This is a genomic window from Rhodococcus sp. P14, assembly GCF_000256505.1.
Taxonomy (GTDB): Bacteria; Actinomycetota; Actinomycetes; order Mycobacteriales; family Mycobacteriaceae; genus Rhodococcus; species Rhodococcus ruber.
On sequence record NZ_AJFC01000358.1, the window covers coordinates 1 to 13591 of the forward strand.

The 13591-nt window shown below is 71.1% G+C and carries 11 protein-coding genes; 7 read left to right on the top strand and 4 right to left on the bottom strand.

The window, feature by feature from the left end; genetic code table 11:
* Positions 1-1913 (bottom strand): homocysteine S-methyltransferase family protein (locus tag OEY_RS0124950; protein WP_043805914.1); only part of this gene is annotated, 1913 nt, incomplete at its 3' end.
* A gap of 51 nt (positions 1914-1964) precedes the next feature.
* On the opposite strand from OEY_RS0124950, the gene OEY_RS0124955 reads away from it, so the two are divergent.
* The 4 genes from OEY_RS0124955 to OEY_RS0124970 all read left to right on the top strand — a co-directional run bounded on the left by OEY_RS0124955 (position 1965) and on the right by OEY_RS0124970 (position 6924).
* Positions 1965-2858, top strand: a complete 894-nt coding sequence (locus OEY_RS0124955) for a PAC2 family protein (RefSeq protein WP_010596468.1) — start codon at positions 1965-1967, stop codon at positions 2856-2858.
* Entirely contained in the window at positions 2855-3994 is a 1140-nt protein-coding gene (locus tag OEY_RS0124960) for an MFS transporter (protein WP_010596469.1), read from the top strand. The genes OEY_RS0124955 and OEY_RS0124960 overlap by 4 nt, the downstream gene beginning before the upstream one ends.
* Positions 3995-4084: 90 nt before the next feature.
* The gene (gene nirB, locus OEY_RS0124965) at positions 4085-6592 is read left to right on the top strand and encodes a nitrite reductase large subunit NirB (RefSeq protein WP_010596470.1); all 2508 of its coding nucleotides are present in this window, start codon (positions 4085-4087) and stop codon (positions 6590-6592) included.
* Entirely contained in the window at positions 6589-6924 is a 336-nt protein-coding gene (locus OEY_RS0124970) for a Rieske (2Fe-2S) protein (RefSeq protein WP_010596471.1), read from the top strand. Before nirB ends, OEY_RS0124970 begins: the two co-directional genes overlap by 4 nt.
* Here OEY_RS0124970 and OEY_RS0124975 read toward each other — a convergent pair.
* A complete protein-coding gene (locus OEY_RS0124975; RefSeq protein WP_172603596.1) occupies positions 6911-7762 on the bottom strand; it encodes a DUF4436 family protein in 852 nt (283 codons plus the stop codon). The two genes, OEY_RS0124970 and OEY_RS0124975, sit on opposite strands and share 14 nt — an antisense overlap.
* A gap of 396 nt (positions 7763-8158) precedes the next feature.
* Here OEY_RS0124975 and OEY_RS0124980 point away from each other — a divergent pair, with 396 nt between their 5' ends.
* Positions 8159-9244, top strand: a complete 1086-nt coding sequence (locus tag OEY_RS0124980; RefSeq protein WP_010596473.1) for a hypothetical protein — start codon at positions 8159-8161, stop codon at positions 9242-9244.
* A 6-nt stretch (positions 9245-9250) separates the two neighbouring features.
* On the opposite strand, the gene OEY_RS0124985 is transcribed toward OEY_RS0124980, so the two are convergent.
* Positions 9251-10309 (bottom strand): tyrosine-type recombinase/integrase, encoded by a 1059-nt coding sequence (locus tag OEY_RS0124985; protein WP_010596474.1) that lies wholly within the window; start codon positions 10307-10309, stop codon positions 9251-9253.
* A 236-nt stretch (positions 10310-10545) separates the two neighbouring features.
* Positions 10546-11532, bottom strand: a complete 987-nt coding sequence (locus tag OEY_RS0124990; protein WP_225222421.1) for an NAD(P)/FAD-dependent oxidoreductase — start codon at positions 11530-11532, stop codon at positions 10546-10548.
* A 79-nt stretch (positions 11533-11611) separates the two neighbouring features.
* Between OEY_RS0124990 and OEY_RS0124995 the strand changes: the two genes are divergently transcribed.
* Together OEY_RS0124995 and OEY_RS29115 are read left to right on the top strand one after the other, a co-directional pair.
* The gene (locus OEY_RS0124995) at positions 11612-12217 is read left to right on the top strand and encodes a helix-turn-helix domain-containing protein (protein ID WP_010596476.1); all 606 of its coding nucleotides are present in this window, start codon (positions 11612-11614) and stop codon (positions 12215-12217) included.
* A 505-nt stretch (positions 12218-12722) separates the two neighbouring features.
* On the top strand, positions 12723-13591 hold an 869-nt coding region (locus tag OEY_RS29115), incomplete at its 3' end, for a hypothetical protein (RefSeq protein WP_010596477.1).

A 13591-nucleotide genomic window follows, 5' to 3' on the forward strand; every position in this document is an offset into this window, starting at 1 on the left:
GCGAGCTCCTGCGCGCGGGACTCGCGCGACGACGCCGCCGACACCCCTTCGAACAGCGCCATCAGCTTCTGCAGCGGGTCGTATCCCTCGCGCCGCCGGTCGTACACCAGGTCCAGCGCCGTCTCGCGCTGCTCGTCCGGGATCCGCGCCATCGGCAGGATCTTCGACGCGTGCACGATCGCCGTGTCCAGCCCCGCCTGCACACACTCGTGCAGGAACACCGAGTTCAGCACCTGCCGCGCCGCCGGGTTCAGTCCGAACGACACGTTCGAGATGCCCAGGGTGAAGTGCACCCGCGGATGCCGGCGCTTGATCTCGCGGATCGCCTCGATCGTCTCGATGGCGTCCCGGCGGACCTCCTCCTGCCCGGTGGAGATCGGGAACGTCAGGGCGTCGACGACGATGTCCTCCTCGCCGAGGCCCCAGTTGCCGGTCAGATCCGCGATCAGCCGCTCGGCGATGCGCACCTTGTGCTCGGCGGTACGCGCCTGACCCTCCTCGTCGATCGTCAACGCGACCACCGCGGCACCGTGCTCGACCACGTGCTGCATGATCCGTTCGAACCGCGAACCCGGGCCGTCGCCGTCCTCGTAGTTCACCGAGTTCACCGCGCACCGGCCCCCGAGATGCTCGAGACCGGCCCGGATCACGTCCGGCTCCGTCGAATCGATCATGATCGGCAACGTCGACGCCGTCGCCAGCCGGCTCGCCAGATCCGCCATGTCGGCGGCGCCGTCGCGGCCCACGTAGTCCACGTTCAGATCCAGCAGGTGCGCGCCGTCGCGGATCTGATCCTTCGCGATGTCCAGGCACTTCTGATGATCCCCGGCGAGCATCGCCTCCCGGAACGCCTTCGACCCGTTCGAATTGGTGCGCTCGCCGATCATCAGGATCGACGAGTCCTGCTCGAACGGTACCGCCGAGTACAACGACGACACGCCCGGCTCCGGCCGGGGAGCGCGTTCGGCGCGCTCGGTCTCGCGCACCGCCTCGGCGACCTGCCGGATGTGCTCGGGGGTGGTGCCGCAGCAGCCGCCGACCAGCGCCAGCCCGAACTCGGCGACGAACCCGCTGAGCGCCTGCGCCAGTTCCTCCGGGGTCAACGGGTACTCGGCGCCGTTGGCCCCGAGCACCGGCAGGCCCGCGTTCGGCATCACCGACACCGGCAGCCGGGCATGCTTGGACAGATGCCGCAGGTGCTCGCTCATCTCCTCCGGGCCGGTGGCACAGTTCAGCCCGATCAGGTCGATGCCCAGCGGCTCGAGCGCCGTCAGGGCCGCCCCGATCTCGCTGCCGAGCAGCATCGTGCCGGTCGTCTCCACCGTCACGTGGGTGACGATCGGAATGCGCCGCCCGGACCGCTCCATCGCGCGGCGGCTACCGACGATCGCGGCCTTCGCCTGCAGCAGGTCCTGGCAGGTCTCGACGAGGATGGCGTCGGCGCCGCCGTCGAGCATGCCCAGCGCGGACTCGGTGTAGGCGTCACGCAACACGGCGAACGGGGCATGACCGAGGGTGGGCAGCTTCGTGCCCGGACCCATCGAGCCCAGCACGAACCGTCCCATGCCGTCCGGGCCGGGACCCATCTCGTCGGCCACCTCCCGGGCCAGGCGGGCGCCGCGTTCGGACAGGTCCCGGATGCGATCGGCGATGTCGTAGTCGGCGAGGTTGGGCAGGTTGCAACCGAAGGTGTTGGTGGAAACGGCATCCGCTCCCGCCTCGAAGTACGCCCGGTGGATTCCCCGGATGACGTCGGGCCGGGAGTCGTTGAGAATCTCGTTGCACCCCTCGAGGCCGCGGAAGTCGTCCAGACTCAGATCCGCGGCCTGCAACATCGTGCCCATCGCCCCGTCTCCCACGACAACGCGCTGCGAGAGCGCATCGAGCAAGGCAGAGTGCAATGGGGTGGACATGCGTTCCAGACTAGTGGGCGGCCCGTCCGGCTCTCGCCGTAGGCTGGACAGGTGAGTGCAAGCGAGTTCGCCGAGACCCCGGAACCGGACGTGCCGACCCTGCGTGACCCGGTGCTGGTCGCCGCATTCGAAGGGTGGAACGACGCCGGTGACGCGGCCAGCGGCGCCGTCGAACACCTCGAGCTCATCTGGGACGCCGAACCGTTCGCCGAACTGGACTCCGAGGACTACTACGACTACCAGGTCAACCGCCCCATGGTGCGTCTCGTCGACGGCGTCACCCGCGAGATCGAATGGCCCGCCACCCGCCTGTCGGTGTGCTCTCCCCCCGGCAGCACACGCGACGTCGTGCTGCTGCGCGGCATCGAACCCAACATGCGCTGGCGCAGCTTCTGCGACGCCATCATCGAACTCGCCGACGAGATCGGCGTGCACACCGTCGTCATCCTCGGTGCCCTGCTCGCCGACACCCCCCACACCCGGCCCGTCCCCGTGACCGGCACCGCCTACAGCACCGACGCCGCCAAACGCTTCAACCTGGAAGGCTCGCGGTACGAAGGGCCCACCGGCATCGCCGGGGTCCTGCAGGATGCGTGCGTCCGCGCCGGCGTGCCCGCCGTGTCGTTCTGGGCCGCCGTCCCCCACTACGTCTCGCAACCCCCGAACCCCAAGGCCACCGTCGCGCTGCTGCGCCGCGTCGAAGACGTCCTCGACCTCGAGGTCCCGCTCGGCGAACTGCCGGTCCTCGCCGAGGAATGGGAACAGACCGTCACCGCGATGACCGAGGACGACGAGGAGATCGCCGAATACGTCCGCGCCCTCGAGGAACGCGGCGACGCCGAATCGGACATCTCCGAGGTCATCGCCAAGATCGACGGCGACGCCCTCGCCGCCGAGTTCGAACGCTACCTGCGGCGACGAGGCCCGGGCGGCTTCACCCAGTGAGGGCGGCACGCGCCTCGCTGCCGCGTGCCGCCCTCTACGCCGGAGGATTCCTCGGACCCTTCGGCGGCGGTGTCGTGGCGTCGATGCTGCCGGAGATCGGCGCCTCCACCGGCGTGAGCGCCGGCGCGGCCGCGAGCACCCTCACCGCCTACCTCGGACCGTTCGCGCTGACCATGCTCGTCTCCGGCACCCTCGGGGCACGGTGGGGACGGGTCCGCACCGTCCGCACCGCGTACATCGTCTACGCCGTCGCGTCGCTGGCGTCCGCGCTCGCCCCCACCCTCGGGCTGCTGCTCGCATCCCGGGCCCTGCAGGGCGTCGCCAACGCCTTCACCACCCCGCTGCTGCTCGCGGCGCTCGCCGCGCTCGTCCCGCGGGCCCGCCTCGGCCGCGCCCTGGGCCTGTTCGGGGCGATGCAGGCCGCCGGACAGACCTCGGCCCCGCTCGTCGGGGGGCTGGCCGCCGAGGTCGACTGGCGGTGGGCGTTCGTCGTGATCGCCGTGGCGGCCGCCGTCCTCGCCGTGATCGGCCTGCCCGAGCAGCTGACCGCGCCCACCGGCGAGGCCCCGCCACGGCTGCGCGACGCGCTGCGCCCCGACGTGGTGCGCATCGGGGTCGTCGCCCTGCTCGGTTGGGGAGCACTCGGCGGGTTGAACTTCCTGCTCGCCTTCCGCGCCGAGGACGTCTTCGGTCTGACCCCCACGCAACGGGGCCTGCTCCTGACCGGCTTCGGCGTCGCCGGCATCCTCACCGCCCGCCGGGTCGGCACCCTCATCGACCGCATCGGCGCCCGTCGCACCGTGCTGCTCGGCGCCCTCGCCGGCGCCGGTCTCGTCGTCGTCGTCGGCACCGCCGGACTGCTGTGGCTGGTCGCGGCCGCGTGGTTCGTCGCCGGCATCGCCTCCCAGTGTGTGCTCGTCGGGGTCAACGCCGCCGTCCTCGGCTCCTCGGGCCGCAACCGCGGCGGCGCCGTCTCGGTGGTGCAGGCGTTCCGGTTCTCCGGCGGCGCCGTCGCCCCGCTGGCACTGACCCCCCTCTACGCCGCCGCCCCGGTCGCGAGCTTCGTCGTGCCCGCCCTCGTGCTCGCCGTCGTCGCCCCGCTGGCGATGCCGCGCCGCGACTCCCCCTCCCGCTGACATCCTCACCCCGGCGGCGGTGAGCACTTCCTGACCGCCGCGTAACCCCGGTGCCGCCGAGCCGTCACCGCCCCCGGCAACCCTGGACGCATGACCCCAACCGCGTCGCACCACCACGGCCCGCGCCGGCGCCTGCTCGTCGTCGGCAACGGCATGGCCGGCGCCCGCACCGTCGAGGAGATCCTCGCGCGCGGCGGCCGGGACCAGTTCGACATCACCATGATCGGCGACGAGCCGTACGGCAACTACAACCGGATCATGCTCTCCCACGTGCTGGCCGGGGAGGCCGACGTCGACGACGACCTCGTCCTCAACCCGATGAGCTGGTACCGCGCGAACGGCGTGACCTTGTATGCCGGTGACCGCGCCACCCGTCTCGACCGCTTCGGCAAGACCGTCACGTGCGAGTCCGGCCGGCAGGTCCCCTACGACCTGCTCGTCGTCGCGACCGGATCGAACACCTTCTTCCCCAACATGGACGGGCTGCGTGAACCGGACGGACGGCTCGGCCGCGGGGTCTTCGGCTTCCGCACCCTCGCCGACACCAACGGCATGCTGCAGATGGCCGACGCCCACGACGACGTCCGCGCCGTGGTCGTAGGCGGCGGCCTGCTCGGCCTCGAAGCCGCCTACGGGCTGCGCACCCAGGGCCTGACCGTCACCGTGGTGCACTCGCCCACCCACCTGATGAACCAGCAGCTCGACGAACGCGGCGGCCGGGTACTGCGCACCGAAATCGAACGACTCGGCATCACCGTGCACACCGGCACCCGCACCACCGCCGTCCTGCGCGACGACCGCGGCGCCGTGACCGCCGTGCACTTCGCCGACGGCACCGTCGTCGACACCGACATGGTCGTGGTCACCGCCGGCATCCGTCCCAACACCGAATTCGCCCGCGCCGGCGGCCTCGTCGTCGAACGCGGCATCGTCGTCGACGACCAGATGCGCTGCGAGGAAGAATCGAGCATCTACGCCGTCGGCGAATGCGCCCAGCACCGCGGCGAGGTGTACGGGCTCGTCGCACCCGTCTGGGAACAGGCCGTCGTCCTCGCCGAGCACCTCACCGGCACGAATCCCCACGCCGCGTACGAGGGCTCGCGCACCGGCACCGCCCTCAAGGTCGCCGGCATCGACGTCGTCGCGATGGGCATCAAGGGACCCGAACACGAAGACGACGAGTTCGTCCAGTTCTACGATCCGCGCAGCGGCATCTACAAGAGCATCGTCGTGCGCGACGACCGGCTCGTCGGCGCCATGCTGCTCGGCGACGTGAGCAGAGCCACCACCCTGACCCAGGCCTTCGACGGCAGGATCGAGATCCCCGCGGACCGCGCGGCGCTGCTGTTCGACCTCGGCGACCCGCAGGGCGCCGACGTCGCCGCCGACCTGCCGGACGAAACCCAGGTGTGCAACTGCAACGGCGTCAGCAAGGGTGACATCGTCTCCTGCGTCCACGACGGCGCCGGCACCCTCGCGCAGGTGTGCGCCCGCACCCGCGCCGGGAAGGGCTGCGGCTCGTGCAAGAGCCTGGTCGCCGACATCGTCGCCTGCGCCGCCGGCGGCGCCCTCGCCGCGGACCCCGCCGCGAACTGGTACGTGCCGTGCATCCCGCTCGCCAAACCGGACCTGATCGCCGAGATCCGCCGCCGCGACCTGCGTGCGGTCTCCCAGGTCTTCGCCGAACTCGCCCCCGGCGGCCGCGAGGAGGCCACCGCCAAGATGCCGCTCGCGTCGCTGCTGCGCACCGTGTGGGGCCCCGACTGGGTCGACGAACGGGGTGCGCTGTTCATCAACGACCGCGTCCACGCCAACATCCAGCGCGACGGCACCTTCTCCGTGGTGCCGCAGATGAAGGGCGGGGTCACCACCCCGGACCAGCTGCGGCGCATCGCCGACGTCGCCGACAAGTACGACGTGCCCATGGTCAAGGTCACCGGCGGCCAGCGCATCGACCTGCTCGGCATCCGCAAGGAGGACCTGCCGAAGGTGTGGGCCGACCTGGACATGCCCTCCGGATACGCCTACGGCAAGAGCTTCCGCACCGTCAAGACCTGTGTCGGCAGCGACTTCTGCCGCTTCGGCCTCGGCGACTCGACCGCGCTCGGCATCGCCCTCGAGGAACGCTTCCAGGGACTCGAGACACCCGCCAAGCTGAAACTCGCCGTGGCCGGATGCCCCCGCAACTGCTCGGAAGCGCTGTGCAAGGACGTCGGCGTCGTCGCGGTCGGCGACGGACGCTGGGAGATCTACGTCGGCGGCGCCGCCGGCGCCCACATCCGCAAGGGTGACCTGCTCGCCGGCCCCGTGTCCGGCGACGACGTCCTGGCCCTGGCCGGCCGGTTCATCCAGTACTACCGCGAGAACGCCGCATGGCTCGAGCGAACCTACGACTTCGTGCCCCGCGTCGGCATCGACCGGCTCCAGGCGCTGCTGGTCCGAGACGAGGAGGACATCGTGACCGGACTCGACGACCGCATCGGCGCCGCCGTCGCGGCATACCGGGACCCCTGGCTCGAACGGACAGCCCCGAAGTCGCCGGCACAGTTCCGTCCCGCGCTGCCGCTGCTCCCGCTGCCGCAGGTGCCGGTCCGATGACCACCACCGAAAGCCGGACCACCGCGCGGGAGTACGAGGTGGGCGCGCTGAGCGACCTGACCCCGGGCGAAGGCCGCACCTACACGGCGGGCGGACGGCAGATCGCCGTGTTCCTGCTCGGCGACGGCACCGTCCGGGCGCTGGACGCGGTGTGCCCACACCGGGGCGGACCGCTCGCCGACGGCCAGATCGACCCCGACCTCGTCGTGTGCCCCCTGCACCAGTACGCGTTCAGGTTCGACACCGGACGGTGCACCGCACCCGGCATCGACCCCGTCCACATCTACCCCGCGCGGGTGCACGACGGCCGGATCGTCGTCACCGTCGGGTGAGCGACGGGTGGCTGTCACGCCACCAGCAGTACACGTACAGCGTCAGCGCGGCGACGAGGGCGGTGACCACCCAGATGGTCACCGCCACGTCGACCCACGACCCGATCGGCGGCGAACCCGGCAGGATGCCTCGCAGCGGAACCACGGCGAACAGCATGGCCGCCATCCAGGCGAGCATGTCGGTTTCGACTGCCCGGCGCCGCCGGAACGTCTGCACCGCGACGAACGCGGCGAGCACCGCGAGGACGACCATCATCAGCAGCAGGATCGCCGCATACACCAGAGTGCCCCCGGTGCGCACGAACACCACCTCGGTGCCGTCCACCCCCTCGGGGAAACCGAGCTCCGGGGCCGCCACGACCGCTCTACGGTCGATCGACCACCCGTCGATGCGGCCGTCGATCAGCACCGCCGACGGCACCGGCTCCCGCTCCGCTCCCTCCCCCACGTCGACCTCCACGACGACCGGCGTGACGTCGAAGACGTCGAACGGCCAGCGGATCGCCTGCCCCCGCGCCAGCAGTTCCACCGGGTAGGCGACAGGCACGGTGTGAGCCGGGAAGAACAACTCCGACTGCGCGACAGCCGGCACGAGCAGCACACTCAGCGGCACGGCGAGCGTGGCCCCGTTCGCATCGAGGAACGACTCCCCGGGATAGATGGTGACCTCCGCATGCACCCGGTCGACCGTCGGCTGCAGCGACTTCATCGTCACCACCACGAGCACCGAGTCGGCAGCCACCTCCACGGGCCGCCACTCCCGCCGTTCGTGCGAACTCACCCCGAACAGGAGGAGTACGCCGGCATACACAGCGATCGCCGCCGCCACCAGCGACATCAGCACAGACCGGCGAGACGGGCGATTCGGACGCGGCGCAGGCACTCCCGGACTGTAGTCCGCAGGTGCCGCCCGGGGGTCTTTGCTTTGTTTGTTGGCGAGTTGTCGTGGGAGTGAGGAAGGGTTCGGTAATTTTATATGTTCCGTATTGTTCGGAATATTTCCCGTCGTTCCGGGCGACCGCCGAGTCGGCCTCCACTTCGCACCACCCTCGACGTCCTCACATGGCTTCGCCGGCTCGGGACCGACCGGACGGAACATCGGCCTCCGGATTCTGCTGTTCCGAGACTCTGCGCCTCGTCGCCTGCCGCTCCGCTCCCCCTGCACTACGGGCCGAGAACGAGTGTTCGCAAATTGTTGGGCTTCCGTGTCGTACCGATTACCTATGGTGGGGACATGACCGCGTCCGCACCGCTCGCAGAACCAGCCGACAGCGCGACGGGCCCCCGCCCGGAGCGGCCCATCGACATCTACCGCCGCGCCATCGCCGTGGTCGAGGCGTGCCTGCCCCTGGGCTGGACGGTCACCTCCGACCGCCCCCGCTCCCCCGCGGCCCCCGACCGGATCCTCGTGACCGCGCCCGACGGCGAATCGGTGTCGTACGCGGTCATCGCGTCCCGCGGCGTCCTCAGCGGAGACGTCGCGCGCATCGCCGCGGAACTGTCCGAGTCCGACCGCGGATTCGTGTGCGCTCACTATCTCTCCGATCCGGTCCGCCGCCAGCTCGATCAGCACGGCATCTCGTATTCCGACGCGACCGGGAATCTCACGCTCGTCGCGTCCCGGCCGGCGATGTGGGTGCGCAACCGCGGCGCCGACGCCGACCCGTGGCGCGGGCCCGGCCGGCCGTCGGGCGTGCTCACCGGCGAACCGTCCGAACGCGTGGTCCGGGCGCTCGCCGACTTCACCGGGGAGATGTCCGTACCGGAACTGATCCGGCTCTCCGGTGCCTCCACCGGCGCCACCTACCGCGTCGTCGAGGTCCTCGGGGAACGGGAACTGATCCGCCGCATTCCGCGCGGCCCGATCACGATGGTGCACTGGGAGAAGATGCTGCGCGCGTGGGCTGCGGACCGTAAGCCTTGCGTCACAAGGGGATTCGCCGCGCCCGACGGCATCGGCACGGTACGGGCGGATCTCTCCGAACCGCTCGACCTGAGCTATGCGATCACCGGTCTCGGGGCCACCGACTACGCAGGCGCCGAGGTCCTCGAGGTGTACGCCGACGACCCGGACACGTTCGCCCAGGCCCTGGGTCTGCGCCCGGTCGACCGCGGCGCCGACGTCGTGGTGGCCACGCCGTGGTCGCCGGTGGTGTTCGAGCGGATGGAGCGACGCGACGGACTACGCTTCGCGGCACCGTCCCAGGTCTATGCGGACCTGCTGGCCGGACCGTTCCGCAATCCGAACGCCGCCGAACACCTACTCGCGGCGCTCACCGCCGACCCGAGCGCGTGGCGCCGGCCCGTGGGGCGCACCTGACCGTGGTCAGAGGCCGAGCGCGGTGACGGCATTGCCGGCGAGTCCGGCGTGCTGGCGGCTGTAGAGCGCCACCATCCGCTCGTCGGCGTGCCCCGTCTGCGTCATGATCGTCTGGGTCGTGGCTCCGTTGCGGACGGCCTGGGTGACGAACCCCGCGCGCAGGCTGTGCCCGCCCAAGGTGGCAACCACCTCGGGCGCGAACCCCGCCTGCCGCGCCCGGCGCTGGATCATCGAGTGCACCGACTGCCCGCTCAGGGCGCCGCTGCCGACGGCACCGGTGCGGTGGATCGTGCGGAACAGCGGCCGTTCCACACTCCCCGTCCCCGGCGCGACACCGCGGCAGCAGTGCTCGTCGCCGGCGGCACACTCGTCGCTCACCAACTCCCGCACCGCCGCCCCACCGTCCGCGTCCCATGCGTCGAGCACCTCGCGCCAGCGCCGGTAGGCGCACACCGGGCAGGTCTGCGGATCCCGCCCGTACGGGAGCGTGACGGTGCGCCCGCGCGCGTCCCGATCCGCCTTCGAGCGACGAATCGTCACGTACAACCCGTCGGACCGATGGGCGACGACATCGGACATGGCCAGTGCCGACAGTTCCGACCGGCGCATCGCACCGGCGAGCCCCAGCAGTAGCAGGGCGGAGTCGCGGCGCTCGGCTACCCGATCCGGCCACTCGGTGGCGGCGGTGCGCATCGCTCCGACGATCGCCCGGATGTCGTCGGTGAGCAGGGGTGTGCGGCGCGCCGGTGGCGCCGCACGGGTCCGCCGGATGCCCCGCACCACGTCTCGCACGGCCTCGTGGTGTCCCGGCTTCGGCAGTCCCGCCAAGGCGTGCATCTTGTTGATCGTCGCGACCCATCGCGCGAGGGTCGACGGGGCGTACGCCCACCGCCCGTCGGGTCGCAGTTCGCCCGACTTCTCGGTCAGGTACCAGCCCACGAGTTCGGGCGCGGCCGGAAGGGGGACGTGACCGACGGTGTCGCACCATCGGGCGAACTTGTTCCAGTCGCTGGTCACGGCGGCGCGGGTGTTCTCCGATGCGGCCTTGGCGCGGAGCCGGCGCATCGCCTCCTCCACACCGGGGGGAAGCGCCGGCGCAGGCAGTGGCGACTCGGGGGAATCATTGCCCGGCAACTGATTCGTCACGGTGACACCACTCCTCTGCCCGACCCTTCGCGCACGGACGATACGCGTCGATCGCGCCCCTCGCGTCGACGACACCGGCCGGCGCGTCGTGCCCGGCTCGGGGGTGCGACGCACGCACCCGTGTGGCGCACCGGGGCAGCAGCTGTTCCCGTCGGTCAGCGCGCGGGCGTGTGCGACCGGCCCGGGACTCGACCGTGACGGGCCTCGACTGCCTGCCGTGTCTCCTCGGCGATCAGGCCCGCGTTGATCCGGGCGGCGACGGCCGCGCCTGCCGCCGCGGCGGCACCCACCTGGGCGACGGGATCGGTGACGTTACCGGCAACCCAGACGCCGGGGACGTCGGTGCGGCCGGTCACGTCCGCCGGAATGTGCTCTCCCACCCCGGCCGGATGCTGCGCCGGCCGCACCCCGAGGGGCGCGAGAAAATCGGCGCGCACCACCATCCGCGGCGCGACCACCAGCGCCTCCCGGGCGATCATCCGGTCCCCACGCAGCCGTACCCCCGCAAGTCGGTCGTCGACGGTCTCCACTGCCACGACTTCACCGTCGATCACCCGGACGCCACGCGCGGCCAGTTGCTCCGCCTCCTCTGCGGCGGGCCCCGGCGCCGTGTGGGTGAAGAAGGTGACGTCGGCGCTCCACTGCCGGAACAGCAGGGCCTGGTGCACGGACATGGGGCCGCTCGCGAGCACGCCGATCGCCTGGTCGCGGACCTCCCAGCCGTGGCAGTACGGGCAGTGCAGCACGTCTCGTCCCCACCGTGCCCGCAGGCCGGGTACGTCGGGCAGGTCGTCGACCGCCCCGGTGGCCACCAGCACCTGACGCCCCCGGGTCACCCGGCCGTCGGACAGCGCCACCTCGAACCCGCCGTCTCTGCGGGTGACAGCATCCACGCCGGCGCGCACCACGTCACCGCCGTATCCGCGGACCTCGCCCCGGCCGCGCTCGAGCAGTTCGGCCGGCGGGATCCCCTCGCGGCCCAGCAGCCCGTGCACACCCGTCGCCGGTGCATTGCGCGGCGCACCCGCGTCGACGACGACCACCGACCGTCGCGCGCGGGCGAGCATCAGTGCCGCATTCAACCCGGCGGCTCCCCCGCCGATCACTACCACGTCGTATCCGTATCCGAGCACGTCGCTCATCTCGACCACCTCCACGACGACTGTGCGTGCCGACCCGAAGGTCTGGCAACATAATTTGCCGATATGGCAAAATTGCCGCATGGACGATCTCGACCAGGCGCTCGCGACGGTCGGACCCCGGCTCCGCGCGCTGCGGCGTACCCGCGAGACGACGTTGACCGATCTCTCGGCGGCGACGGGCATCTCGGTGAGCACCCTGTCCCGACTCGAGTCCGGAACCCGCCGACCGACGCTCGAGCTGCTGCTGCCCCTGGCCAGAGCGCACGGGGTGACGCTCGACGAACTGGTCGGCGCCCCGCCGACGGGCGACCCGCGCATTCACCTGCGTCCCGTCACCCGGCACGGCATGACCATGGTGCCGCTCACCCGGCGAGCCGGCGGGATCCAGGCGTACAAGCTGGTGCTCCCCGCCGACAGCAGCCGCGGGGAACCGGATCCCCAGACCCACGAGGGGTACGAGTGGCTCTACGTCCTCGACGGACGGCTACGGCTCGTCCTCGGTGAGCACGACCTTGTTCTCTCGCCCGGGGAGGCGGCCGAGTTCGACACTCGCGTGCCGCACTGGTTCGGCGCCGCCGGTGCCGAGCCGGTCGAGTTCCTCAGCCTGTTCGGCAAGCAGGGTGAACGAGCGCATCTTCGCGCCCGTCCGGCCACGAAACCTCTTCCGCGCCAGTCTGATCCGTAGCCCCCGCCCCACCCTCGTGTGGGTACGGAAGGGCCGATGGTTCACCGCCGAGCTCCGGCACGGAACCCCTCCCCACTTTTCGCCCACCCACGGCGTTCCGACTCACTATAAGAGGGGGTTATGACGATCATGCCCGATCCATGCATATATGCGAATCTATGCGCCCTTTCGGAGGTCGACTGGATGGGTCTTCGTAACGTTTCGAGTTTCGTCCGCATAGCACCAGTTATCTAACTGCTATTATTTTTTCTCATTCATTTCGTTTCGTAATTCATTTCGTTTTGAGACACGTACACTGCGGCCCATAGGACGCGCCGGGGCCCGTATTCAGCCCGCCGGAAGGCCCCCTCCTCGTGTGCTCGGCTGGTGAGCTCGGTCGAGAAAGAGCTGGGCAGTGATTCGGCTAATCAAGGAATTCCGTAGGCAGCCGATTCCACTAACGCCTCCTGGCCTCTCCCTCCCCCTGATAGATATGGCGGCAACCACCGACCGAGATGAGGAATCCGTGAGCGAAGCGAGCACCGGCGACTCCCTGCCCGACCAGCGCATGCCCGACCAACGCATGCCCGACGCGCGCCCGAAGCCGGGACGGCCGCGCAAGTACGCGTCCGCCGCAGACCGGGTCCGGGCCTACCGAGAACGCGAACGGCAGAAGAGGGAGGCGGCCTCCCTGGCCGAGCTGACCACTCCCCCGGGCCCGGCCGAAGCAGCCACCAACCTGGCGTCCGCCGTCGCCGCGCTCCGCACCCTGAACGCGACGTCGCTCGCGCAGTACAACGCCGTCGCCGCGCAGATCACCGCGGCCGTCGACAAGCTCACCGACCCGGACGCACTCGAGGCGCAGATGACCCGGGCCACCACGGAGCTGGCGAAGGTGAAGGCGGACGCGGATGCCAGGATCGCCCGCCTGCGCGAGCAACTCGCCCAGGCAACCGAGGACCGCGACAACGCGGAGGCCGCCGTCGAGGCCGTCGACCGCGAGCTGGCGGACGCCCGCGCCGCGCACGACACCCGGATCCGGGACCTCGAGACCGCGCATCGCGACGAGTCGACACGAGCGGCCGAGGAGCACGCGGACACACTGCGCACCTGGCAGGAACGCATCGACGCCACCGCGGCCGCGCACGCCGCGGAGATCGCCGAGTACCGGTCGACCGTCACCACCCAGCAACAGCAGCTCGCCCGGCTCGAATCGGAGCTCGCGACCCTGCGTGACGAACTGGCGCACACCCGCGCCGCGGCGGAGAAGGAGGCGGCCACGGCCGCCGCGGCCGTGGCCCGGCTCGACACCGATCTCACGGCGGAACGCGCCCGCGTCGAGGAACTGCGCGGCGCCCTCGAGGAGGCTCGCGTCGCGGCGGGCGGCCCGGCGGG